The organism is Brevibacterium sp. 1718 (genome assembly GCF_051131255.1).
Taxonomy (GTDB): domain Bacteria; phylum Actinomycetota; class Actinomycetes; order Actinomycetales; family Brevibacteriaceae; genus Brevibacterium; species Brevibacterium sediminis.
In genome coordinates this window covers 390,850-413,445 of sequence record NZ_CP186550.1, presented here as the reverse complement: position 1 = coordinate 413,445, position 22,596 = coordinate 390,850, and the positions used below count along the sequence as shown (strand labels likewise).

At 63.4% G+C, this 22,596-nt stretch carries 22 protein-coding genes; 9 read left to right on the top strand and 13 right to left on the bottom strand.

Annotated elements, in window-relative coordinates:
• Window positions 1-11: 11 nt before the first annotated feature.
• Window positions 12-1,202 (top strand): pyridoxal phosphate-dependent aminotransferase, encoded by a 1,191-nt coding sequence (locus ACOZ9V_RS01850; RefSeq protein ID WP_434593094.1) that lies wholly within the window; start codon window positions 12-14, stop codon window positions 1,200-1,202.
• 100 nt (window positions 1,203-1,302) lie between these two features.
• On the opposite strand, the gene ACOZ9V_RS01845 is transcribed toward ACOZ9V_RS01850, so the two are convergent.
• Window positions 1,303-1,953, bottom strand: coding sequence for a homing endonuclease associated repeat-containing protein (locus ACOZ9V_RS01845; protein ID WP_434593091.1), 651 nt, complete (start codon window positions 1,951-1,953; stop codon window positions 1,303-1,305).
• Between the two features lie 160 nt (window positions 1,954-2,113).
• Here ACOZ9V_RS01845 and ACOZ9V_RS01840 point away from each other — a divergent pair, with 160 nt between their 5' ends.
• Window positions 2,114-2,365 carry a hypothetical protein gene (locus tag ACOZ9V_RS01840; RefSeq protein WP_139469476.1) on the top strand — a complete coding sequence of 84 codons (252 nt, stop codon included), beginning with the start codon at window positions 2,114-2,116 and terminating at the stop codon, window positions 2,363-2,365.
• On the opposite strand, the gene ACOZ9V_RS01835 is transcribed toward ACOZ9V_RS01840, so the two are convergent.
• From ACOZ9V_RS01835 to ACOZ9V_RS01825, 3 genes are all read right to left on the bottom strand, one after another.
• The gene (locus ACOZ9V_RS01835; protein WP_434593088.1) at window positions 2,349-2,771 is read right to left on the bottom strand and encodes a hypothetical protein; all 423 of its coding nucleotides are present in this window, start codon (window positions 2,769-2,771) and stop codon (window positions 2,349-2,351) included. The two genes, ACOZ9V_RS01840 and ACOZ9V_RS01835, sit on opposite strands and share 17 nt — an antisense overlap.
• Window positions 2,772-2,858: 87 nt before the next feature.
• Window positions 2,859-3,521, bottom strand: coding sequence for a small multidrug efflux protein (locus tag ACOZ9V_RS01830; RefSeq protein WP_181271354.1), 663 nt, complete (start codon window positions 3,519-3,521; stop codon window positions 2,859-2,861).
• Window positions 3,522-3,730: 209 nt separating this feature from the next.
• Window positions 3,731-4,516: a MerR family transcriptional regulator gene (locus ACOZ9V_RS01825; RefSeq protein WP_434593085.1), complete on the bottom strand. Its 786-nt coding sequence runs from the start codon at window positions 4,514-4,516 to the stop codon at window positions 3,731-3,733.
• Between the two features lie 148 nt (window positions 4,517-4,664).
• On the opposite strand from ACOZ9V_RS01825, the gene ACOZ9V_RS01820 reads away from it, so the two are divergent.
• Complete coding sequence (locus ACOZ9V_RS01820) at window positions 4,665-5,387, top strand: haloacid dehalogenase type II (RefSeq protein ID WP_218973659.1); 723 nt, start codon at window positions 4,665-4,667, stop codon at window positions 5,385-5,387.
• A 54-nt stretch (window positions 5,388-5,441) separates the two neighbouring features.
• Here ACOZ9V_RS01820 and ACOZ9V_RS01815 read toward each other — a convergent pair whose 3' ends face one another.
• Window positions 5,442-6,722 (bottom strand): ArgE/DapE family deacylase, encoded by a 1,281-nt coding sequence (locus tag ACOZ9V_RS01815; RefSeq protein WP_181271356.1) that lies wholly within the window; start codon window positions 6,720-6,722, stop codon window positions 5,442-5,444.
• A gap of 237 nt (window positions 6,723-6,959) precedes the next feature.
• Here ACOZ9V_RS01815 and ACOZ9V_RS01810 point away from each other — a divergent pair, with 237 nt between their 5' ends.
• Window positions 6,960-7,424: an SRPBCC family protein gene (locus ACOZ9V_RS01810; RefSeq protein ID WP_139469482.1), complete on the top strand. Its 465-nt coding sequence runs from the start codon at window positions 6,960-6,962 to the stop codon at window positions 7,422-7,424.
• Between the two features lie 67 nt (window positions 7,425-7,491).
• Here ACOZ9V_RS01810 and ACOZ9V_RS01805 read toward each other — a convergent pair whose 3' ends face one another.
• The 6 genes from ACOZ9V_RS01805 to ACOZ9V_RS01780 form a co-directional block, all read right to left on the bottom strand.
• Window positions 7,492-7,791: a biopolymer transporter Tol gene (locus ACOZ9V_RS01805; RefSeq protein ID WP_139469483.1), complete on the bottom strand. Its 300-nt coding sequence runs from the start codon at window positions 7,789-7,791 to the stop codon at window positions 7,492-7,494.
• Window positions 7,788-8,237, bottom strand: coding sequence for a VOC family protein (locus tag ACOZ9V_RS01800; protein WP_181271357.1), 450 nt, complete (start codon window positions 8,235-8,237; stop codon window positions 7,788-7,790). Before ACOZ9V_RS01800 ends, ACOZ9V_RS01805 begins: the two co-directional genes overlap by 4 nt.
• Window positions 8,234-8,602, bottom strand: coding sequence for a DUF4440 domain-containing protein (locus ACOZ9V_RS01795; RefSeq protein WP_181271358.1), 369 nt, complete (start codon window positions 8,600-8,602; stop codon window positions 8,234-8,236). Before ACOZ9V_RS01795 ends, ACOZ9V_RS01800 begins: the two co-directional genes overlap by 4 nt.
• A 127-nt stretch (window positions 8,603-8,729) precedes the next feature.
• A complete protein-coding gene (locus ACOZ9V_RS01790) occupies window positions 8,730-8,927 on the bottom strand; it encodes a hypothetical protein (RefSeq protein WP_434593078.1) in 198 nt (65 codons plus the stop codon).
• The gene (locus ACOZ9V_RS01785) at window positions 8,884-9,327 is read right to left on the bottom strand and encodes a zinc-binding dehydrogenase (RefSeq protein ID WP_434593075.1); all 444 of its coding nucleotides are present in this window, start codon (window positions 9,325-9,327) and stop codon (window positions 8,884-8,886) included. Before ACOZ9V_RS01785 ends, ACOZ9V_RS01790 begins: the two co-directional genes overlap by 44 nt.
• A 22-nt stretch (window positions 9,328-9,349) precedes the next feature.
• A complete protein-coding gene (locus ACOZ9V_RS01780; protein ID WP_434595461.1) occupies window positions 9,350-9,802 on the bottom strand; it encodes an alcohol dehydrogenase catalytic domain-containing protein in 453 nt (150 codons plus the stop codon).
• 208 nt (window positions 9,803-10,010) lie between these two features.
• Here ACOZ9V_RS01780 and ACOZ9V_RS01775 point away from each other — a divergent pair, with 208 nt between their 5' ends.
• On the top strand, window positions 10,011-13,109 hold the full coding sequence (locus tag ACOZ9V_RS01775) for a DEAD/DEAH box helicase (protein WP_434593072.1): 3,099 nt from the start codon (window positions 10,011-10,013) through the stop codon (window positions 13,107-13,109).
• Window positions 13,110-13,189: 80 nt separating this feature from the next.
• Here ACOZ9V_RS01775 and ACOZ9V_RS01770 read toward each other — a convergent pair whose 3' ends face one another.
• Both ACOZ9V_RS01770 and ACOZ9V_RS01765 read right to left on the bottom strand, forming a co-directional pair.
• The gene (locus ACOZ9V_RS01770) at window positions 13,190-14,287 is read right to left on the bottom strand and encodes a type I restriction endonuclease (RefSeq protein ID WP_181271360.1); all 1,098 of its coding nucleotides are present in this window, start codon (window positions 14,285-14,287) and stop codon (window positions 13,190-13,192) included.
• 272 nt (window positions 14,288-14,559) lie between these two features.
• Complete coding sequence (locus ACOZ9V_RS01765; protein WP_434593068.1) at window positions 14,560-16,038, bottom strand: SLC13 family permease; 1,479 nt, start codon at window positions 16,036-16,038, stop codon at window positions 14,560-14,562.
• A 407-nt stretch (window positions 16,039-16,445) separates the two neighbouring features.
• On the opposite strand from ACOZ9V_RS01765, the gene ACOZ9V_RS01760 reads away from it, so the two are divergent.
• Genes ACOZ9V_RS01760 through ACOZ9V_RS01745 form a run of 4 tightly spaced genes read left to right on the top strand, consistent with a single transcriptional unit; the run spans window position 16,446 to window position 22,593 of the window.
• Window positions 16,446-17,609, top strand: a complete 1,164-nt coding sequence (locus ACOZ9V_RS01760) for a pyridoxal-phosphate-dependent aminotransferase family protein (RefSeq protein ID WP_181271362.1) — start codon at window positions 16,446-16,448, stop codon at window positions 17,607-17,609.
• A gap of 7 nt (window positions 17,610-17,616) precedes the next feature.
• Window positions 17,617-20,571, top strand: a complete 2,955-nt coding sequence (locus tag ACOZ9V_RS01755; RefSeq protein WP_434593065.1) for an FAD-binding and (Fe-S)-binding domain-containing protein — start codon at window positions 17,617-17,619, stop codon at window positions 20,569-20,571.
• Window positions 20,572-20,602: 31 nt separating this feature from the next.
• Window positions 20,603-21,832, top strand: coding sequence for a CaiB/BaiF CoA transferase family protein (locus tag ACOZ9V_RS01750; protein ID WP_434593062.1), 1,230 nt, complete (start codon window positions 20,603-20,605; stop codon window positions 21,830-21,832).
• Window positions 21,829-22,593, top strand: coding sequence for an enoyl-CoA hydratase (locus tag ACOZ9V_RS01745; RefSeq protein WP_181271365.1), 765 nt, complete (start codon window positions 21,829-21,831; stop codon window positions 22,591-22,593). The genes ACOZ9V_RS01750 and ACOZ9V_RS01745 overlap by 4 nt, the downstream gene beginning before the upstream one ends.
• Window positions 22,594-22,596: the final 3 nt, after the last annotated feature.

Sequence of the window (22,596 nt, the reverse complement as noted above, 5' to 3'; positions counted from 1 at the left end):
AGACTGAGGCCATGACGAGTTCGCACAGCCGCATCTCCCCCATGGCCGCTTCTTACCCGGCGTCGAGCATCCGCAAGATGTTCAACCTCGCCCTCGACTTCCCCGATGCTGTGAAGCTCACCGTCGGCGAACCGGACTTCACCACTCCGGAGCACATCAAGGCCGCCGGCATCCGCGCGATCGAGAACGACAACACCCGCTACGTCGCCAATGCAGGCATCCCCGAACTGCGGCAGGCGATCGCCCGGAAGTACTCGACTCGGTGGAATCGCAGCATCACGCCCGAGAACGTCATGGTCTCCTTCGGCGCGATGGAGGCGCTCACCTTCGCCCTCGACGTCACTGTCACCCCAGGGGATGAGGTCATCATCCCCGACCCGAGCTTCCCCAATTACCTGGGTCAGGTGCACCGCCTCGGCGGGAATGCGGTATCCGTTCCTGTCACCGAGGACAATGATTTCAAGCTCCGCGCCGAGGATGTCCGCTCAGTGATCACGGACAGGACCGCGGCCGTGATCATCAACAGTCCGTCGAACCCTTTGGGCTCGGTCATGGATCGGGCCGACCTCGAGCAGATCGCTGCGCTGGCCGATGAGCATGAGTTCACCGTCATCTCCGATGAGGTCTATGACGAGATGGTCTTCGACGATGCCGTCTTCACCTCCGTCGCCGAGGTGAAGCCATCCACCGCCGAGGCGGGGGCTGAATTCGATCGGTTCCTGGCCATCGGCAGCTTCTCGAAGACCTATGCCATGACCGGCTGGCGGTGCGGTTTCGTCATCGGTTCGCAGGATTTCATCGCGCCGATGGCACTGCTGCAGGAGGGCCTGACCTCGAGCCTGCCCGGGTTCGTCCAGGAGGCAGCGGTCGCCGCAATCGAGGGACCGCAGACCGCGGTCGAGGAGATGGTCGCCTCGTATGCCAGGCGGCGTGAGCTCATGGTCGAGCGCATCAACGCCATCGATGGCTTGAGTCTGCTGCGTCCGGCGGCGACGTTCTATGCCTGGGTGAACGTGTCCGAGTGGGGGCTGGACTCCTGGGCGCTGGCGACTCAGCTGCTCGAGCAGCACAATCTCGCCACGATTCCAGGTTCGGCCTTCGGCCCGGCCGGCGAAGGCTACCTGCGCCTGACATTCGCGGTCTCCGACGAGACCATCAACACCGCGTGCGACCGGTTGGAGGCTTTCGCCGCTAACCGGTGATGCCGGGAGTGTTGGGCCACCGAGCGCTCAAGTTACCGCCGAACGCGCATCGCATAGCGTGAGCGGTCGGCGGGAAGATGCACGGTCGCTGATCCGCTCCTCACCCCACTGCGGCGAGCGCTGAATTCCAGCTTCCGTAGAACTTTCGGACAGCCGCTGCCGAGGGCACTTCGCCCTTATGCTCGGCGGCGTATTCGGTGTAAGCCTTGTAGGTCGCGACGGTCCCGCGTGATTCGCAGTCGGCGAGGAATTCGGCAATCGCCTTGTCGTAGGCATCCGCGTCGAAACGCAGCTGCCCCTTGGCCCGGCCGATTTTGTTCGTCGCCAGACCCGCGGCTTTGAGCGCTTCGTTCCAGGATCCGAACCTCTGCACCGCGGTCTGACTGGTCGGCGGCCAGATGGTCGCCCCCTGCGCCGAGGTGGCGCCGAGGCCGTCGAGCACCGACTTGCGCAGCCGGTCGTACCGGCTCGCGGTCAGACTTGGGACCTCTGCCCGGCCGCGGACGTACGCAACCGCCGCAGCCACCTCGGTGAGGGTGGACGTCACGGACGTCCCTGAGTTCTCGAATTGGACGGTGAGGGCGGACTCCACCTCGGCGAGGGTCTCCCGGTCGGTGGGGCTGAGCTTGGCCGGGTCGGCACTTGCGGGGATCCCCGGCGCGCCGGTGGAATCGAGGCTGCGGGCGGTGATGAACAGCAGCGCACCGAGCACGGCCAGCGACGAGGTGTGGGTTCTCCCGGTATCAGACATCCAGTCCATTGTACGTTTCAAGTGGGGAACATCAGGTTTCAACCTCGGTACACGCAATCATCTCCGACTCACGCAACCGCAAATAGTGTCGGTCGTGCGGCCACAGACGGTAGCCGCGCACAGAGCATGCTGACCCTGAGAAGTGGAGAAGACGATGCAGATGAAACGAGTCCTTGGAATCGGAGCAGCCTCTCTGATTCTGGCCACGGCGAGCGTCTTCGGTGGCACCGCCGCTCACGCTGATGTGGTGAAGTTCAGCTACACGTATCACAAGACTCGCGCCGTCTGCGAGAAGATCGTCCTGGCTAAGGCCGCTGCCCATGCCCCCTTTGTCAAGCGGATCGTCACAGCGGAGTGCGAAGCGGTTCGCCCCGGAGAGAAGTACTTGGGCACGGTCAGCTGGGTTGTCTGATTCGTGCTGGTCGTTTCGCCCGAACATCGAGCATCGTATTCAACGCGAAGAACAGACCGCTGATCACGACCGCAGTGATCGCGGCCAATGGGATCGAACCGGTGATCAGCAGGTAGCCTCCGCCGAGCACGAGCACCGACGCACCCGCCGACACAAGACGCCCGGTCATCTTGCCGCCGATGTCGCTTCCGCTGAGGACGACGTCGATCGTCCGCGAGATGACGAACCACGCGACGAGAATGCCCAAGGTCGCGAGCAGCGATTCGGGCAGACTCAATCGCATCTGCAGGTGCATCGTCTCGCCCAGCAGGGTCGCGGCGAACGGGACGATCAGCGGCAGTCCCAGAGCGATGAGGATCGGTCCTGTGAGTGTGAGGACCAGCCGGTGGCGATACAGCGAGCGCATGATTCGTCCTTTCTTCTTGCGGCGTCGAGGTCCGTGGGCGGTGGGCTGGTGAGGGCGGCACCTGCGGGGACCGCGTTTCCTGAGGCTTCAGCCGGCCAGCAGGGCGAGCGATCCGGTGGCGATGAGCGTGGTCAGGGTCGTCCAGGCGATGATCGCGATGCCCTGCCATAGCAGGATCCACGAGGTCTTCACACCAGCGCTGACGAGGATCGTGGAGGTGATCTGGGTGGGAATCGCCAGCGGTCCGAGCAGGCTCGCACCGGGGACGCCGAACCGAGTGAGGAACTTCTTGAACTTGACCCGCCCCTTGGACTCGGGCTTCCCACCTTCACCGAGGTGGCCCTCCGTCACCGTGTCACCGGCATTGCCGTCGGCCGCTGAATCCGGGGAGAGAACGTCGGCGGATCCATTCCGCGTGGCACTTGCCTCGGGCACAGCGCCATCAACCGATCCGGAGCCGACACCTGCGCCGACTCCCACGGCCGCGAGCTCACGCTTTTCGCTCTGACGATTCACGACGGCGCGGCGCGCCCGGGCTCCGAGGAGCACGATGACGGTGACGCAGATGAAGTTGCCGATGGCTCCGGCGACTCCGGCGAGCACGGGGTTCATCCCGGCCCACACGCCGATGATCGAGGAGATCTCACCCTCGATGAAGGGGATCGCCCCGGCCGCGGCGATGATGAACGGCTGAAGCAGGTCGGGAACCTGAGCGGCGAGACCTTGGAAGAATTCGATGATGGGATTCATGGTGTCCTCCTGAACGTAATCGGCAGATCCCGGCCCGAATGAACCGGATCTGATGGTTGATACGTTCAGTACAGACTGTGTTCTCAGAACAGGGTCAAGCCCTCATCGTCGAACCCAGCGAATCCTCAGCTATCTTCCCTAGTCACTGTCTTCAGCTCTCTCCCTCAGCTCCCGACATCACTCCTTTTCCTCCGCCTCAGTCCCCTGCCTCAGCCCTCTTCCTCTGCGGCCACGTGCTTGATGAAAGCGATGAACCGCTCGCGATCTTCGTCCGGAATCTCGAGAGTCGGGAAGAGAGAGATGAAGGCACGCTGGATGACGTCGATCTGTGCGTCGTTGTAGAGCTCTCTGAGCGAGCCGATGATCGCAGCCTGCCCCATCTTCACGTCCCCGGTCATCCGCTCTGTCGGCGCGAGGAGCCAGGGTTTCGCTTCGAGCTGTCGCTTCATGCTCGGAGCGATCTGCTCTGCCAAGCGTTCGCGGGTGGCGTCGTCGGCATCCTCGGCGAGCTCATCGACTTCCTGGTCGTACGGTGTGGTCTCGGACATGATGGACCGCATCTCCGCGAGCGCCGATTCCTCATACAGGGTCGAATAGATGTTCATCAGTGCGCGATCGGAATTCGACATCCGGGCGGCGATGTCGATGAAGCCTGAAGCAGTATCGATCGGCGCTCCGTGTTCGAGGAGTTGGGACACCTCGGTGCGTGCTTTTTCCAGGGCCGCGATCTGCTCACCGAGATCGACCTCAAGCTGTTTGAGGGCGAGTTGCTGCTGTTCGTGATCGTCGTCGACCGAACCGATATCCGACAACGGGATCCCGAGTTCGCGCATCCGCCGGATCTGATGGAGTCGCAGCAGGTGGGAAGCCCCGTACTGTTTGTATCCGTTGCTCATCCGTTCGGGCTCGGTGAGCAGCCCGAGCTTGTGATAATGCCGAATCGTGTTGACCGTGGTGCCGGTCAGCCGCGCCAATTCGCTCGTGCTCCATCCCACGGTCAGGTCCTTCCGCCGATGCCGTGTAGTTCAGTGTCGATGAGGTCCTCGTCGACTCCCAACACCGCTCAGTCTAAGCGGACGGACTGACATGGTGAGCGGGAGAACCGACGTGGACGGTCTGATGTGCGCGGACTACCGTGTAACCATGAGAGCAGGATTCGATTCGGTCAAGGCCCTCGTCTTCGACATGTTCGGCACCGTCGTCGACTGGCGCAGCAGTGTAGCCGCCGAGGTGGCCGTGCACTTGCGCGACCATGTTCCCGATCTCGTTCCGCTTGAGTTCGCCGACGCTTGGCGGGCCGAATATCAGCCGTCGATGGAGCGGGTGCGCAACGGTGACCGAGAGTTCGTTCGTTTGGATGTGCTCCACCGGGAGAATCTCGAGCACGTGCTCAGAGGTCTCGGCGTCGATCCGAACTCGATTCCCGCGCCGGTCCTCGACGAGACCAATCTTGCGTGGCATCGGCTCGATCCGTGGCCGGATGCGGTCGCAGGTTTGACCCGTTTGAAGGAGCAGTTCATCATCGCTCCACTGTCGAATGCGAACATCCGGTTGGCTCTCGACGTCGCCAAACGTGCTGGTCTTGCCTGGGATGCGATCCTCGGCGCCGAGGTGGCGGCAGCCTATAAGCCGGACCCCGACGCGTATCTGCGGACCGCCGACATCCTCGGTCTCGAACCGCAGCAAGTCGCCATGGTCGCTGCGCACAACAGCGATCTCGCCGCGGCGCAGCCCCTCGGGCTCAACACGGCTTTCGTTCGGCGCCCTACCGAGCATGGACCCGATCAGACCATCGATCTCGAACCCACGGGCGACTGGGACGTCATTGCCGAGGATTTCGAGGACCTCGCTGACCAAATCGGCTGACGCATCGTTTCGAACGGGTGCTGGGCCGGCAGTCCCTGCGGAACGCCAAAGTGACTATTTCAGCGGCTTCAGCCCGCACCACTCGGCGATGAAGAGAGCGATGGTCTTCGTGATGTTGCGGACGGACTCGATGTGGACGCGCTCGTCGAAGGCATGGATGTCGAGGGATCGGGGACCATAGGTCAGAGTCGGCATCGATCCATAGTTCGTGTACACCCGGCCGTCGAGGTAGCCCGGCGTGGAGAACGACCGCAGGGGCTGGCCGAACACATCCCGGTGGGCCGAGCCGAGGACGGCCTCGGCTTCTCCGCCTTCGTCGAGTCGATATCCTGCGGCGAAGAAGCCGGTTCGCTCCAGGCGTGGCAGGCGACTGTCCTGACCGCGCCGGGCGATGCTCGCGTGCCGGACGTGCTCCTGGATCTCTTCCCACGCCTGTTCCGGGTCGATCCCCGGATAGATGGCGGCGCGGACGGAGATCTCACACCATGACGGGACGCTGGAGGGCCAGTCTCCACCCGAGATCTCTCCGACGTTGAAGTTGATGGGATGATCGACATCCTCGAAGCCCGGGTACCGGTCCTTCTGGCCATTCCAATCCGCCTCGAGTGTGCGCAGGTCGGCGATCACGTCATTTGTCGCGTCGAAGGCGTTGAAGCCCTTGCTCATCTCCCGGACATGACTCGGTTTCCCCTCGACACGAACGGTGAACCAGATGACTCCGACGTTGGTTCGCACCAGAGAGTTCTCTTCTGGTTCCGGGATGAGCACGGCGTCGCCGGTGTAGCCGCGCAGAAGTGCCGAAAGCGCTCCGTTGCCGGTGCTCTCTTCCTCCACCACGGATTGGAGATGGATCGGGGCTGCAGGAGAGAATCCGGCAGCGGAGATCGCGTCGAAGGCGAAGAGGTTGGCAGCGAGTCCGGCTTTCATGTCCCCGGCGCCACGTCCGTACAGCCAGCCGTCCTCGACTCGAGGCTCGAAGGGCGGAGTAGTCCAATTCTCCAAGGGTCCGGTCGGAACGACATCCACATGACCTTGCAGGATCAGGGATCGGCCTTCCGAGACTGCCGGCCGATAGCTGCCTACGATGTTGAAGTCTTCGTCGTAGGGCACGGTCATCGGTCCGAAGCCCACGTGATCCTCGATGTCCTCTTCGTCGATGCGCCAGCGGTCGGTCTCCAGTCCCCTGTCGGCGAATTCCTGCTCCATGCGGTCCTGGATCGCCGCCTCACTGCCGCGGACAGAAGGACAGCGGATCAGATCACCGGTGAACTCAAGCTGACGATCGAACGCGTTGTCGACGGCGTCGGTGATGGCCTGGGCGACTTCTCGATTCATGCTGTGCTCTTCCCAGTTCTCGTGTTGATGGTTGACGGTCCGAGCCCCGGAGACGCGGATGGCACGTACCTCTGTCGGCTATTCTGCATTCCTCAACGAGTATCCGGAAGAGTGACCGCATTTGCTGTGATTGATTGCGCACCCCCTCCCGTCACTTGGATCGAGCGTATAGCGTGGCCGTCAGGGACGGGTCGACCGACCCGTACTCCCGCCACCATCTGACGAAAGGTGACAAGCATGAATGAGACGAGCATCAGCGCTTCCCGCACGATCGATGCCCCCGTAGAGGACATCTTCCACGTCCTCTCCAATCCAGAGCGTCATGCCGAGATCGACGGCTCGGGAATGGTCCAGTCGGATGACAAGACCGATCGCATCACCGAGGTCGGTCAGAAGTTCTCGATGAATATGCACTGGGACAAGATGGGCGGCGACTACAAGACCGACAACCACGTCATCGGCTATGAGGAGAACAAGCTTCTCGCCTGGAAGACGGCACCAGCCGGTGAGGAGCCACCGGGTTGGGAGTGGGTCTGGGAACTCACGTCCCACAGCCATGACTCGACCGAGGTCTCCGTGACCTATGACTGGAGCGCGGTCACCGACAAGGAGGTGCTCAAGCAGGTCGACTTCCCGGCCGTCAGCGAAGAGGACCTCGAGTCGTCCCTCGGCAACCTGGCAGCAGCGGTGTCCGGAGTCTAACGCCGCGCAGCAGCGCGCAGGCGCGGGTTCCTCACGCCTGACAGCACCCTGACGGCCCTGTTCGAACTCAGCGCAGTTCGTTCAGGGCCGTCTCCGCGCGCCGACGACGGTCTTCGAGCGACATCTCCCACCAATATTCACCGCGTTCGCCGAGGCCGTTCTTCGCGACATCCACCCTCCGTCTCGCCTCCGCGAGATCTTTTCCATCGCCCCGCTTCTTCGCCTGCTTGACGGCGTTCCTCGCGGCGCCGAGGCGGCTCTTGAGTTCCTCGATCACGCTCGGTTCCAGTGCTGGGTCGGTTCGTCGCCACCGGCGTCCTTTGACGATCAGCCAACGCTCGTCATCATTGTCGCTGTTCTCGCTCATGCGACGAATATGCAGAACGGATGGCCGGAGGGATCGGTGAAGACATACAGCGGTTCGTCCTCATCGTCGGTACGATCGACGCGCAGTTCGGCACCCAGGTCTTCGGCACGCTGCAGCTGTCGTTCCAGCATGGTCCGGTTCGGCACCGTGAGGTCGAGGTGCATCTGCATGGGGATGTCCGTTGCCGGCCACGTCGTCGGTTCGAGGCGATCAACCTGCTGAAAAGCGAGCTTCCGGTTCCCACTCGCATCAGTGAGCACCAGCCAGTCGGGGACCTCGGGCTCGGCACTCGTCCCTGAACTGCGACCGTCGGTCGGTTCGTCTCCCGGGCGATAGACGTAGCCGAGCAGCCGTCGATAGAACTCCGCGAGCATCCTCGGCTCGGTCGTATCGATGACGGTGTGGAGCAGCTCAGGAAATCCAGCGTCTTCCGCCTCATCCGTCATCCGAGCTCCAACGGCGTGAGCACCGCGATTTTCCAGCCGTCTTCGATACGCACCAGCTGATACATGTTCCGCTCGTCGGGGGCACCTCCCTGATATTTCCACGTGACGTCGGCCCAGATGCTGTGGTCGGTCGATGCCGCCACCGTGACCTCGGCGTTCACCTCGGTGACGCCCGAGTACTGTCCGAAAGCGCTCGCGAAGAAGCTCTCCGTCTGCGCCGCCTCGGTGACGAGGATCCGCTGCCCCGGGAACTCGATGAGCGCCGGAACCGCGTAATGATCGGCGATTGCTGCGGCGTCCCGATCGATGAGCGCACGGGTATAGGTGTCGAAGAACTGCCTGTGAACCTCTTTGTTCTCATTCATGGGGCGACTGTACCGCTCGCTCCTGACACCGCCGCTGAGACCGAGCCTCGGAGGTACAGCCAAGGGACGCGCACCGTTTCGGTGCGCGTCCCGATGTGACTGTCTCGGCTAATCGAGAGTTTCTGACTCAACTCATCGAGACGAGGATCTTCACCTCGTCGAGGCTCTTCGTCAGGCGCTCGAATCCGTCGCTGACGATATCGTCGGCGAGGATCTTCGAGGTGATGAACGGAGCCAGATCGACCTTGCCCGAACGGACGAGTTCGATCGCCTCGGCGTGGTCATCGGCATAGCCGACGCTGGCACCGAGGGTCCGATCCTGCATCATCAGTTTGCCGGTGAGATCGACCTCGACCGGTTTGCCATGGATGGCGATGACCTGCAGGCGACCGGTGGCCGAGCACGTCGAGCAGCTGTCCGACGACGGGGGCGGCACCAGCGGCGTCGAATGCGACGTCGGCCATAGCATCCGAGGTCTGCTCCGACACGATCGCCTTGAGATCTTCGCTCGTCGGGTCGACGACGACATCGGCGACGCCTGAGCTCTGCGCCTTCTCGCGACGGATCTGCGAGACCTCGCTGATGATCGTCTTCAGTCCCTTGGCCTTGAGTACGGCGGCGACGAGGAGGCCGATCGGTCCCGCTCCGCCGACGACTCCGACCTGTCCCTCGGCGGCCGTCGTCTGCTTGACTCCGTGGAGTGCCACAGCGAGTGGTTCGATCATCGCCGCCTGGTCCAGCGGCATATCACCCACCGGGTGGACCCACCGGGTGGACCCACCGGGATTCGACGACGATGTGCTCGCTCAGACCGCCGCCGAGGCCGGAGATGCCGATGAAGCCCATCTGCTCGCAGAGGTTGTACGCACCGCGCTGGCACGCCGGGCACGTGCCGTCGACCATCAGCGGTTCGACGACCACCGAGTCACCGACCGACAGACCTTCGACTCCTTCGCCCAACTCTTCGACGACACCTGAGAATTCGTGGCCGAGCACCACGGGGAGGGTCTCTCCCGACAGCGGATGGGCATCCTCGGTGGTGGGGGCGGGCGGAATCGGACCATCATGGTACAGATGAAGGTCACTGCCGCAGATTCCGTTGTAAGCGGGGGCGATCTTCACGGTTCCCGGGCGGGTCTGGGGCTCGTCGATCTCCTCGACTCGCAGATCCTCTTTGCCGTAATAACGGACTGCTTTCATCACTGCACACTCCTTCGACTCGAGGTCGGTCGGAGCCGGAATGTTCCGATCGACCGTTCACTTCCGACCGTACCCCCGCCCCGTATCGTCGGCAATGAATTCCCGGCGAAGGTGAGCAACGCGACAACAACGCCCCGACGTTGCCGATGACCCCGCCCCTGACACAGCTCCGTCACCCCATGTCACCCTCCAATGAGAAGATGGCATCGTGCCTGAAACCCGACCGTCCGCCGCCGCGACCGGTGCCGCCATCCCCGCCGATTGGCGTGATGCCTTCGCCCCGCTCGCCGAGGCGGCTCCGCACTCGCACACGCCCGTGGCCTTGGGATTCGAGCTCGTCCAGGTCATCCCCCGCACATGGTTCGAAGCTCAGCACTCCGTACTCCTCAACAAGGACGACGTCACCCCGGGCGCGAATCCGAGCCTCGCGATCCGCCCGCTCATGCTCAGCGAGTCCGGCAACTGGGTGAAGAAGTCCCTGACCTGGCGCACCATCGACCGCATGGCCCGGCAGTTCGACATCGACCCGGCTCACCAGGAGTGGTTCACCCAGCTCGCGGGACTGCGCACCCGCGGGAAGACGGACTTCACGCCCGACGGTGCGCCGTACCACCTCGGCGATTTCCGCACTCCCCTGCTGTGGGATCACTTCACGCAGGGGAAGAAGCTCGGCATCGAATTCGTCGGCATCAATCCGGATATGACCGTCCGCATCGGGCACACCGCCCGCGCCGCCATCGACATCCGCCGCAGTCACAACCGCCTGCAGGTGCAGACGCGGGCGACCATCGACGAACGCGAATATGCTCCCGGTCTGATCAAGCCGATCTGGACGCACGGCTTCTTCGGTGTCGACGTCACCAGCGGTTTCACCGTCACCCTGGCCCCCGCGGAGACCCCGACGAAGGAATCCGCACTGCCCGTGCTCCAGTCCCCGGGGCCGATCACCATTCCCGGGGCCGAAACCGAAGAATTCTTCGAGGAGTACTACCCGCAGCTGCGCTCCAGCGCCGAGGTCATCAGCAGCGACGCCACCGTCGCCTTCCCCCAGTACGGTCGCCCCCGCCTTGTCGTCTTCGCCGCCTTCGGCGCCGGCGACAAACTCTCCTTAAGCTGGTACTGGGAATATCAGGGACCCCGTCGCACCTTCCCCGTCATCGATCGGGCGAAGCTCAGCGCCGCCTCGGCGAGGGAATATGCGGGGCAACGCGAACTCGACTTCGAAGATGCCGTCGTCACCGAGGTCGACAAACTCCTCGCCGACACCCATGAAACCGGGTCCGCCCTGCCGGGCATCAAAGACGTCGAACTCGACGACGCGGACACCGCGGATTTCGTCGTCAACGTCCTGCCCGGGCTCGAGGAGATCGAGCACGTCAAGGTCATCACGCGCGGGAAGAAGCAGCCGTACCGGGAGCTCGGCGGGGAGCCGAACGTGAAGATCACCTCGGTCGAGTCGGAGAAGAACGACTGGTTCGACCTCGGCTTCCAGATCAGCATCGACGGCCGCCCGGTCCCCTTCGTCAAGCTGTACAAGGCGTTGGCCGCCGGGACGAAGAAGATCAAGCTCTCCGACGATTCGTTCCTGTCGCTGAACAAGCCGATCTTCGACAAGCTCAAGGCCCTCCTCGCCGAGGCGGACCTCATCCCCGAATGGGAGCCCGGAGCGCCGAAGATCTCACGGATGCATATGGGTCTGTGGTCGGATTTCGAGGACCTCGCCGACGAGTCCGAACCGGCCGTGACTTGGCGTGATTCCGTGCGCGCATTGGCCGACCTCGAACACCTGCCCGCGACCGAGGTCCCCGACCTGAACGGTGCGAAGCTGCGCCCGTATCAAGTGCAGGGATTCCGGTGGTTGGCACTGCTCTACCGGTGCCGCCTCGGCGGGATCCTCGCCGACGACATGGGCTTGGGCAAGACCCTGCAGACGCTCGCGCTCATCAAGCACGCGAAGGCTGAATTCCTTGCTGGCAGCCAGGAATTCCTCGCCGAGGCGGCCAGACGCTCCCTCGCTGACGACGATGCGACGCTCCCGCCCTTCCTCGTCGTGGCACCGACCTCGGTGGTTCCGAACTGGGTGAAGGAGGCAACCTCCTTCACCCCTGACCTCGATGTTCGTGTCGTGGCCGAATCGACGCGGGCGCGTGGGGTCGACCTCGCCGAGGTGGTTCGAGGTGCCGATGTCGTCGTCATGTCGTATGCGATGCTCCGGTTGGAGGAGACTCCGATCTCGCGGATGGAGTGGGCGGGGCTCATCCTCGACGAGGCGCAGTTCGTGAAGAACTCCACCGCACAGACCCACCTGGCGGCGAAGGAAGTGCGGGCACCGTTCCGCTTGGCGCTGACGGGCACTCCTCTGGAGAACTCGCTCAAGGACGTGTGGTCACTGTTTTCGATCACGGCGCCCGGACTGTTCCCGAGTCCACACCGGTTCGAGGAAGAGTACGTGCGTCCGATCGAGTCGGGTGAGAATCCGGGACGGATGCAGCGTCTGCAGAAGCGGATCCGACCGTTCATGATGCGCCGGACCAAGGATCTCGTGGCCGCAGACCTGCCGGAGAAGCAGGAACAGGTCATCTCGGTCGAGCTCAACGCCGCGCACCGGAGACTCTACGATCGGATTCTACAGAAGGAGCGGAAGAAGATCCTCGGCTTCATCGACAGCGAATACGACAAGCAGCGGTTCATCGTCTTCCGCTCGCTGACGCTGCTGCGGATGCTTGCGCTCGATCCGTCGATCGTCGATGCCGAACATACTGAGGTGCCGTCGTCGAAGTTGGCGGCGCTCCTGGAACGGCTCGACGATGTCATCGCCGAGGGCCACCGGTCGATCGTGTTCAGCCAGTTCACGTCGTTCCTGGCCAATGTCGCCGCGGACCTCGACGCTCGCGGGATCCCCTATGTCGTCCTCGACGGGTCGACGCGCAACCGCGGGGCGGTCGTCGATGCGTTTCGGTCGGGTGAGGCGCCGGTGTTCCTCATCAGCCTCAAAGCCGGCGGGTTCGGGCTCAACCTCACCGAGGCGGACTACGTCTTCCTCATGGATCCGTGGTGGAATCCCGCCTCGGAGAATCAGGCGATCGACCGAGCGCATCGGATCGGGCAGACGAAGAACGTCATGGTCTACCGCTATGTCGCCGAGGGCACGATCGAGGAGAAGGTGCTCGCCCTGCAGAAGCGCAAGGCCGAACTCTTCGACGAGCTCATGTCCGACTCCGGCACCTATCAGGGCCGCGGACCGGACGGCCAGGCGTTCAGCCAGACGGTCACAGCCGCGGATATCAAGGGGCTGTTCGAGGGGTAGAGGGCTCCGGCTAACCTCACAGATCGCACGAGAATATTTACTTTAGGTGGCTTAAAGTAAATATTCCCGCGGATCTCTTCCTAGCTGATGTAACCTTTCACCGTTTCTCTGATCGCGTCTGCGTGCAGATAGATTTCGTCGAGACCGTCGATCGGATGCCGGGACTCGTTCTTGTCTGCGTCGAAGATGCCAATGTATTTCTGCTTCTTACCGTTGAAGTGGAGCCGGGCAATCGGCTTCCGATTGTTGTCGTCCAAGAGCACAGCGAAGTAGGACTTGGCATCACGCTGTGCAACGCGCTCGGGCTTCACCTCACTGCAGCTGATCGCCTTGACGATCTGATAGCCCTCAAGTTCCTCCAGGGTTGTCTCAAGTTCGGTGTCTCGATCCAGGTCCGATTCGGCTACTTCCGCGCTGGTGACAGCCTCTCCGTTCGAAACTTGCACAGGCATTGCGGTCTCAGAGGCTCCTAACGCAGTCTTCAGGCGATCATTCACCCTTTCATTGAGGAATTGCTTCGCTGCTTTGGACACCAGCTGAGTGAACTGCGCCTTGGTGTCCTGAGTGAAGCGCCCTTCGTAGACGCGACTCGTGAATAGTCGCACGAACGCCTCGTCGGGCTCCTTGAACTGCCCCGCAATTTCTCTCTTGATGGCTCCGACGTACTTCAGTTCTTCTGCCGCGCTCACCACCGAGTCGAGGTCGAACACTTCTTTGGTCAACTTCTTGAGCTCCGGAACGATCGTCTCGTCGATCTCGTTGAGGTCGAGCACAAGGAACGGTCTGTCGTCCATTTTGTTCGGCGCATCGAGATCGGTGTAGAAGTTATAGACCTCGCCGTTTGTGAGCACAGCAATCCGCGCATTTGTCACGGAGAAGTACCGGAACAGCTGGGAAGCGTGTTCGATCTTCAGCGGCTCCGTCGATTTCTTGCACTCGATGAGGATCTGCACTTCGCCATCGCGCATGATGGCGTAGTCGACCTTCTCGTTCTTCTTCACTCCGACATCGGCAGAGAACTCGGGCACTACCTCAAGCGGGTTGAAGATGTCGTAGCCCAAGATGGTTGAGATGAAAGGCATGATGAACGCATTCTTCGTTGCCTCTTCGGTCTGAATCGCCTCTCGCTGGTTTCCAACCTTGGCAGCCAGGGCAGACAGTCGTTCTTCGAACTCCATTGTTCCTCCACAAATGCACTTCAGTGATAGTTTCGCAATTTCAGACTGTAGCCCGTGTGGAATGAAACCGGCGGCTCAGTCGTCCTTGGTATCGGCAAAGTTGTCAATCAGTTACCTACGCAGCCACCATCGGCTCACGCACCCGCCCCAATCACTGACGCGATTGCGACGATCGCGACTCTTCCGATCGGACGATGAACCCAACTATTGACAGTTGCCCCGCCGACGAACGACGGGGCAACTGCAGGCGACCAGCGACGAACTTGAGCGGCTCACCCCCAACCCGGAACGACGAAGATCAACCAAGTGACGATTGGTGCGATGACGACCATCGAGAAGCCCCACACCATGAGCTGCTTGAACACCCTGTCCCGCTGATCTTCCGGAGAGTTAGCGACGACGAGCGCCCCCGAGGTGGAGAACGGTGAGGAATCGACCACCGAAGACGAGATCGCCAAAGCGATGATCAGCCCGATCTCGCCCACGCTGCCCGTGAGCAGGAACGGCACAGCCAGAGGAATGAGTGCGCCGAGGATGCCCGTCGTCGACGCGAAGGCAGAGACGACTGCGCCGATGAAACAGATGATCAGGGCCGCGAACAGCGGAGCTCCCATGCCGGCGACCTGCCCGCCGAGCCAATCGATCGTGCCCAAACGTTCCATGAGTTCGACATAGGTGACGATGCCGCAGATGAGAAGGACGGTCGGCCACGCGATCTTGCTCACCGCGCCCTTGCTGATGCGGGGAGAGAAGAACGAAATAATCACGGCGATGCTGATCGCGGTGAAGCCGACGTCCTGATTGAGCGGGGGCACGACCATGACCGCGAGAACGATGAGTCCGACAAGTGTGACGATGCGCTTGAGATCGAGGGTGGTGACTTCGACATCCTCCTCGGTGTCCTTGACCATCGTCGTCTGGACAGACCGTCGAGCTGCCCTCCGCTCGGGGTCGTGATACGGCGCGGGCGAGCCGACCGATCCGCTGCCAGAACCGCCCACCCCGGCACCGCTTGAGCCGGACGTACCCGAGCTGCCGCTGCCACCGGTGCCGCTGCCGGAATCGGTGCCGTCGCCCTCACCGGAGGTTCCGACGTTGACCAGTTCCCCGTCCTTGTCCTCGAGCCCATGTCCGAGGTCGCGCTTGCCCAGCAGCTCCCGCCCGCCGAAGAGGAAGAAGCAGACGAAGCCGAGGACGACGTTGAAGACGAAGGAGGCAAGGAAGAGCAGCAGAGGGCTGCCCGGTAGGTCATTGCGCTCGACGACCTGGTTGGTGATCGTGCCGAAGATGCTCAACGGCGAGAATCCACCCGCAGTCGCACCGTTGATGACCATCAGCCCCATGAGCAACGGCCGAATGCCGTACCGACGAGAGAAACCCATCCCCATCGGCGCGATGATCGCGATGGCTGCCGGCACCACCGAGCCGAAGCCGGAGAGAAGCGCCGTGACGACGAAGAACACCCACGGGATGAGCGCTATTCGGCCGCCGACAGCTTTGACGAGTATATGGACGATCCAGTCGACCGTCCCGTTGTCCTTCGCCAAGGCGAAGAGATAGGTCACGCCGACGAGGATGAGGAACAGATCCGCGGGGAAGCCAGACAGCAGAGTGTCGACGTCCTCTCCCAGGACAAAGGTTCCGAACAGGAAGGTCGCCATGAGCGCGAGCGCACCCATATGGACCGAAACAAAGGTGGCGATGACGAACAAAGCCACCAGGACGAGTATCGAAGCAATTTCCAAAGACACAATTCGCTCCTATGCGATGTGTTAATCAGTCGGAAACGACCCCATTGCCGCAACCGACATTCCACGATGTGGAAATCTTGCTGCTACTTTATGAAAGTCTGCCCCGAGGAATTCCGAACCGTCAAGACCTCGACTTCACTTTCCCGAATAACAGGAGCATGTATACCAACCCGTGGTTTTCAAAGAAATCCTTTCGGCACAGAACAGCACAGAACTCCACGTCAGAAGCTCAGGGAAAATGGAATACCGAAATCCGAACTGGGCAGAAAAGGCTCAACTCGACCGGCGAGCAGAATGCCACAAATCTCCGTTCCGAATCCTGGAAAAGGCATTTTTCTCTCGAAACCATTGTGGTAGCGTCAAATGAAAGTGATGTACCGCATCGTGGAATCAGAGAGGATTCTTCAATGACAATCAGCGGACGGCATTTCCTTCAGATTCCGGGACCCAGCAATGTTCCGGACAGCGTTCTCCACGCCATCTCCATGCCCACGATCGACCATCGCGGACCGGCATTCAAAGAACTCTTCAGCCATGTGCTCACAGGCATGGCCGACGTCTTCGGCACCTCGAACCAGGTCGTCATCTACCCGGCCACGGGAACCGGAGCCTGGGAAGCCGCACTGGTCAACACCCTCAACCCCGGCGATGAGATCCTCTGTTTCGAAACCGGGCATTTCTCTTCACTGTGGAAGACGATGGCCGAGAAATGGGGACTCAAACCCACAGTCATCGCCGGCGACTGGCGCACCGGCGCCGATCCGCAGAAGATCGGTGAGGCCCTCGCCGCCGACACCGATCATCGCTTCAAAGCCGTATGCGTCGTCCACAACGAGACCTCGACCGGCGTCACGAGCCGCATACCCGAGATCCGCGCGGCCATCGACGCCGCAGACCACCCGGCCCTGTTCATGGTCGACACGATCTCCTCGCTCGGTTCGGTCGACTACCGTCACGACGAGTGGGGCGTCGATGTCACCGTCTCCGGTTCGCAGAAGGGCCTCATGCTCCCACCAGGACTGTCCTTCAATGCTGTGAGCGACAAGGCCTTAGAGGCCCACGAAACCTCGACCCTGCCGAAGTCCGTCTGGAACTGGACGGAGATGCTCGCCGCCGGCAGAAACGGGATGACTCCCTACACCCCGAACACGAACATCCTCTACGGCCTCAAGGAATCCCTGCGGCTGCTCAACGAGGAAGGTCTCGACAACGTCTTCGCCCGACACATCCGCTTCGGCGAAGCGACCCGAGCCGCAGTCGAAGCCTGGGGCTTGGAAGTGCTGTGCACGAACGAGAGCGAATACTCCCCCGTCCTCACCGCCGTCGTCATGCCCGAAGGGCACGACGCAGACGAGTTGAGAAAGATCATCCTCGACCGCTTCGACATGTCTCTGGGGGCGGGCCTGTCCAAACTCCAGGGGACGGTCTTCCGAATCGGCCACCTCGGCGATCTCAACGATCTCACCCTCGCCGGAACCCTCGCGGGCGTCCAGATGGGACTGCAGCTGGCGGGAGTGAAGGTCGACCCGGCAGGCCTCGGAGCCGCCCTCGACATCCTCCGCGAGAGCTGAGCTCACCATGAGCGCTGACACGACTGCTGACACGAACACGGACGTCACCGACGTCGTCACCGATCTCACCCGCAGCATCGCAGGCACCGTAGACACCTCGCCCCGCCGGCTGGCCGAATATGCCGTCGACGCGTCGAATTACCGAGTGGTCCCACAGGTCGTCGCCTTCCCGAAGTCCACGGCCGACGTCGTCTCGGTCCTCGATGTGGCCAGGTCGCATCGGGTGCCCATCACCTCCCGCGGCGGCGGCACCTCACAGGCCGGCAACTCGATCGGAACCGGGATCGTCATCGACTTCTCCCGCCACCTCAACCACATCCTCGACATCGACCCGACGGCGAAGACCGCCCGAGTCGAACCGGGTGTGCTCATGAGCGAGCTGCAGAAGGCCGGGAAACCGCACGGGCTGACCTTCGGACCCGATCCCTCGACGAAGAACCGGGCGACGATCGCGGGCATAATCGGCAACAACTCCTGCGGACCGCACGCGATCTCGGCCGGGCGCACCGTCGACAACATCGTCGAGATGACAGCCATCGACGGCACCGGCCGCTCGTTCCTCGCCGGCGCTGGGCTCGATCCCATTCCCGGACTCGCCGAGGTGGCCGGCCGTCACCTCGGAGTCATCCGCACCGAGTTCGGCCGGTTCAGCCGCCAGGCCTCGGCCTATGCGATGGAGCATCTGCTCCCGGAGAACGGCCCGAACCTCGCGAAGTTTCTCGTCGGCAGCGAAGGCACACTGTCGACGATCACCGAGGCGGTCGTCAGCCTCGGCGATCTTCCGAACTCACCCACGGTGCTCGTCCTCGGCTACCCGGACATGTTCGAAGCCGCCGATGCCGTCCCCCGGGTGCTGCCCCACGGCCCGCTCGCCGTCGAAGGCATCGACTCGCGGCTCATGGACATGGTCCGCAACCACAAGGGCAAGGATGCCGTGCCCGAACTGCCGGCGGGCAAGGGCTGGCTGCTCATCGAGGTCGCCGGCGCCACCGCGGACGAAGCCGTCGCGAATGCCCAGGTCATTGCCGCCGATGCCGACACCGATCACTTCCGTATCCTGCCCGCCGGCAAAGAGGCAAGCACCCTGTGGGGCATCCGCGCCGATGCCGGCGGACTGGCCGGACGCACCGAAGACGGCGACCCCGCCTGGACCGGATGGGAGGACGCCGCGGTCCCGCCCGAGGTGCTCGGCGACTACCTGCGGGACCAGGACGAGCTGATGGCCTCCTACGGAATCCGCGGCCTGCCCTACGGGCACTTCGGAGACGGCTGCGTACACATGCGCACGGACTTCCCCTTCGACCGCCCCGACGGCGTCGAGGTCTTCCGCGACTTCGTCATGGAGGCCGGACGTCTCGTCACGAAATACGGCGGATCCGCCTCCGGCGAGCACGGCGATGGGCGAGCCAGGTCCGAACTCCTCAGCCTTCAGCACTCGGATGAAGCGATCGCCGCCCTCGGCGAGGTCAAACGGCTCTTCGACCCGAACAGCCTGCTCAATCCGGGCATCATCGTCGACCCGCTGCCGATCATCTCCGACCTGCGCAGGCCGCAGTCGATCTCGATCGGCACGGCCGGCGGTTTCTCCTTCGCTCACGACAAAGGCAGCTTCACGAACGCCGTCCACCGCTGCGTGGGCGTCGGCAAATGCCGTGCCGACACGTCCGGGTCCGGCGGGTTCATGTGCCCGTCGTATCTGGCGACGAAAGATGAGAAGGACTCCACCCGCGGTCGCGCCCGGGTCCTCCAAGAGGTGACCAACGGAGGCCTGATCAACGCATTCGACAGCGCCGAGGTGGCCGAGTCCCTCGACTTGTGCTTGAGCTGCAAGGCCTGTTCGTCCGACTGTCCGGCCGGAGTCGACATGGCCCAGTACAAATCTGAGGTGCTCCACCGCACCTATCGCGGCAGGCTCCGTCCCCTCGCGCACTATTCGCTCGGCTGGCTGCCCACCTGGGGCCGCCTGCTCACCGCCGTGCCCGGAGTCAGCGCCGTGGCGAACGCGGCGCTGGGGTTCCGTCCCCTGGCCAAGCTCGTCCTGACCGGCGGCGGGATGGACCCCCGCCGGAAGATGGTCCGGTTCAATGATCGCCGGTTCTCCCGCTGGGCGAAGTCCCGCATCTCCCCCGCCGAGGCGCGCGATGCCTCAGCGGCGGATCGCGACGCCCTCATCGCCGACGAATACGTGAGCACCTCCCAGACTGAGAAGAAACAGGTCCTGCTGTGGGCGGATTCGTTCACCGAATACCTCTCTGATGCCGGGGCCAGGACGGCCGTCGACCTGCTGGAATCGACCGGATTCGAAATCCTCCTGCCGGAGCAGCAAGCCTGCTGCGGGCTCACGCTCATCTCCACCGGACAGCTCGACGCGGCGAAGCGGAAGCTCGAATCGACGATGGAGATCCTCGATCCCTACGCCCGGAAGGGCATTCCGATCGTCGGCATCGAACCGAGCTGCACCGCGGTGCTGCGCAGCGACCTCGGCGATCTCTTCCCCGATGACGAACGGGCTCGCCGGATCGCGGTGGCCACCTCGACGCTGGCCGAGGTCCTCGTCGACGCGAAGCTCGACGTTCCCGATCTCACGGGACGCACCGTCGTCGTCCAACCGCACTGCCACCAGCATTCGGTCATGGGCTTCGCCGCGGACCGCGCTCTCCTCGAGCGGACCGGTGCGACCGTGCGCGAACTTGCCGGCTGCTGCGGTCTGGCCGGGAACTTCGGTATGGAGGCCGGCCATTACGAGACTTCGGTGGCGGTGGCCGAGAACGCTCTGCTGCCGGCCCTGCGGGATGCGCCGGCGGATTCGATCTACCTGGCCGACGGGTTCTCCTGCCGCACTCAGGCGGCGGACCTCGCGAACGTGAACGGCATGACGCTTCCGCAGCTGCTCACCGGCGAGGCGTCGAAGCCCGGGCATTCGGCCCGCCCCTCCCGCCTGCCCGAAGCCGCCGAAGCGTGATTGCACAGACCAACCGATCAGAGAGGACGCAATGAGTGACGACTCAGCACCAGGACCGCTGTCGGGGGTGACCGTGCTCGAGCTCGGCGTGTTCATCGCCGGGCCATACGCGACGATGCAGCTGGCCGATATGGGCGCGCGCGTCATCAAGATCGAACCGCCGGGCGGCGATCCGATGCGCGCTTCGGGGCCCTTCGTCGACGGCGAATCGAGCCCGTTCATCCGGCTCAACCGAAACAAGGAATCGATCGTCCTCGACCTCAAATCCGACGCAGGCCGAGCCGGCCTGCACTCCCTGCTCGCCGAGGCGGATGTCCTCGTGGAGAACATGCGACCCGGGGCGCTGACAAAGATGGGCTTCGGATACGAGGATCTGCGCGAGGATCATCCCGATCTCATCTACGCCTCCGCCTCGGGGTGGGGTCAGGACGGTCCGCTGGCTCCCCTGGCCGGCCTCGACATCATGGCGCAGGCCCGATCGGGGCTGATGAGCATCACCGGATTCCCCGATCAGCCGCCGGCGAAGATCGGAGTGCCGATCTCTGACCTCTCGACCGCGCTCTACGTCGCGCTCGGCATCGTCTCCGCCCTCTATGAACGGCGCGATTCCGGGCAGGGGCAGTACCTCGATGTCTCCCTCTTCGAGTCCGCCGTATCCCTGGCGGTGTGGGAGGCCGGCGGGTACTTCGGTGCCGGGACGGTGAGTCGTCCGAACGGTTCGGCTCATCAGGCGCAGGCGCCGTATCAGGCGATCGAGGTCGGCGACGGCTTCGTCACCATCGGTGCGAACACTCCGGCCACGTGGACGCGGTTCTGCTCGGCCTTCGACCTCGCCGATCTCGAGCATCACCCGAAGTACGCCGAGCCAGCACTGCGGTTTGCCAACCGAGAGGCCCTCATCGCCGTCATCGAGGATCGGCTGCGCGCCCGCACCATCGCGGAGGTGGTCGAGGAGATGAATCGCGTGGGTGTCCCGGCCGCACCGATCAACGACTACGAGCAGGTCTTCACCGACGCTCACCTGCAGCAGCGGAACTTCTTCTGGGCCTCCCAGCACCCCCGCCTCGGCGAGGTGACGCAGCTGGGCAATCCGATGCGCTTCTCCCGTTCGCAGCTGACCCACGGTCCGGCCGGACCGTCGCTCGGTGCGGACACCGACCGGGTGCTCGCGGAGTTCGCGGGCAGTACCGGGACGGCCGGGTCCGACTCGGACTCCGCCCCTGCCGGAACCGACACCATCACCGAGGAGGTCCGGTCATGAGCGATCAGGTGATCACCGAGGTCGTCGGACGCACCCTTCGCGTCACGTTCAACCGTCCCGAGGCGCGCAATGCGATGACGTTCGAGATGTACCAGAAGCTCGCCGAGGCGGCCGCCCAGGTCGACGCGAATCCTGATCTGCGTGCCCTCGTCCTCCGTGGAGCCGGGGGCCGAGCCTTCGTGGCCGGCACGGACATCGCGCAGTTCCGGGGGTTCACCGGTGAGGACGGAGTCGCGTACGAGCAGCGCATCGACGAGGTGCTCGGGGCTCTGGCTGCGGTCGACAAACCGGTCATCGCCGTCATCGACGGCCACTGTGTGGGCGGAGGTCTGGGGATCGCGTGCTGCGCGGATGTGCGGATCGGATCGACCGCCTCGGCGTTCTCCGTCCCCATCGCCCGCACCTTGGGCAACACTCTCTCGGCGAACACGTTGCGCCGGTTGGTCCGGGCGTTCGGGGAACCGCGGACCGCGTCGATGCTCATCACCGCTCGGAAGGTCGACGCGCAGGCAGCGCTGGACTCGGGGTTCCTCACCGCGGTCGCCGAGGATCTCGACGCCGAAGCCGAAGCACTCATCGAGCGGGTCGTTTCCGGGGCACCGCTGACGCAGTGGGCGATCAAGGAGAACCTCCGCCGGCTGGGTGCCGGCGGACCCGTCGACGATGCGGATGTCATCGCGAAGGTCTACGGCAGCCAGGATTTCGCGAACGCCGTCGAAGGATTCCTCACCAAGACCCCGGTGGAGTGGACCGGGGAGTAAGTC

Excerpts from the sequence above, each read along its gene's own strand:
- ACOZ9V_RS01850 (WP_434593094.1), top strand. The coding sequence starts at position 12 with ATGACGAGTTCGCACAGCCGCATCTCCCCCATGGCCGCTTCTTACCCG.
- ACOZ9V_RS01845 (WP_434593091.1), bottom strand. The coding sequence starts at position 1,953 with ATGTCTGATACCGGGAGAACCCACACCTCGTCGCTGGCCGTGCTCGGT.
- ACOZ9V_RS01840 (WP_139469476.1), top strand. The coding sequence starts at position 2,114 with ATGAAACGAGTCCTTGGAATCGGAGCAGCCTCTCTGATTCTGGCCACG.
- ACOZ9V_RS01835 (WP_434593088.1), bottom strand. The coding sequence starts at position 2,771 with ATGCGCTCGCTGTATCGCCACCGGCTGGTCCTCACACTCACAGGACCG.
- ACOZ9V_RS01830 (WP_181271354.1), bottom strand. The coding sequence starts at position 3,521 with ATGAATCCCATCATCGAATTCTTCCAAGGTCTCGCCGCTCAGGTTCCC.
- ACOZ9V_RS01820 (WP_218973659.1), top strand. The coding sequence starts at position 4,665 with ATGAGAGCAGGATTCGATTCGGTCAAGGCCCTCGTCTTCGACATGTTC.
- ACOZ9V_RS01815 (WP_181271356.1), bottom strand. The coding sequence starts at position 6,722 with ATGAATCGAGAAGTCGCCCAGGCCATCACCGACGCCGTCGACAACGCG.
- ACOZ9V_RS01810 (WP_139469482.1), top strand. The coding sequence starts at position 6,960 with ATGAATGAGACGAGCATCAGCGCTTCCCGCACGATCGATGCCCCCGTA.
- ACOZ9V_RS01805 (WP_139469483.1), bottom strand. The coding sequence starts at position 7,791 with ATGAGCGAGAACAGCGACAATGATGACGAGCGTTGGCTGATCGTCAAA.
- ACOZ9V_RS01800 (WP_181271357.1), bottom strand. The coding sequence starts at position 8,237 with ATGACGGATGAGGCGGAAGACGCTGGATTTCCTGAGCTGCTCCACACC.
- ACOZ9V_RS01795 (WP_181271358.1), bottom strand. The coding sequence starts at position 8,602 with ATGAATGAGAACAAAGAGGTTCACAGGCAGTTCTTCGACACCTATACC.
- ACOZ9V_RS01790 (WP_434593078.1), bottom strand. The coding sequence starts at position 8,927 with ATGCAGGATCGGACCCTCGGTGCCAGCGTCGGCTATGCCGATGACCAC.
- ACOZ9V_RS01785 (WP_434593075.1), bottom strand. The coding sequence starts at position 9,327 with ATGATCGAACCACTCGCTGTGGCACTCCACGGAGTCAAGCAGACGACG.
- ACOZ9V_RS01780 (WP_434595461.1), bottom strand. The coding sequence starts at position 9,802 with ATGAAAGCAGTCCGTTATTACGGCAAAGAGGATCTGCGAGTCGAGGAG.
- ACOZ9V_RS01770 (WP_181271360.1), bottom strand. The coding sequence starts at position 14,287 with ATGGAGTTCGAAGAACGACTGTCTGCCCTGGCTGCCAAGGTTGGAAAC.
- ACOZ9V_RS01760 (WP_181271362.1), top strand. The coding sequence starts at position 16,446 with ATGACAATCAGCGGACGGCATTTCCTTCAGATTCCGGGACCCAGCAAT.
- ACOZ9V_RS01755 (WP_434593065.1), top strand. The coding sequence starts at position 17,617 with ATGAGCGCTGACACGACTGCTGACACGAACACGGACGTCACCGACGTC.
- ACOZ9V_RS01750 (WP_434593062.1), top strand. The coding sequence starts at position 20,603 with ATGAGTGACGACTCAGCACCAGGACCGCTGTCGGGGGTGACCGTGCTC.
- ACOZ9V_RS01745 (WP_181271365.1), top strand. The coding sequence starts at position 21,829 with ATGAGCGATCAGGTGATCACCGAGGTCGTCGGACGCACCCTTCGCGTC.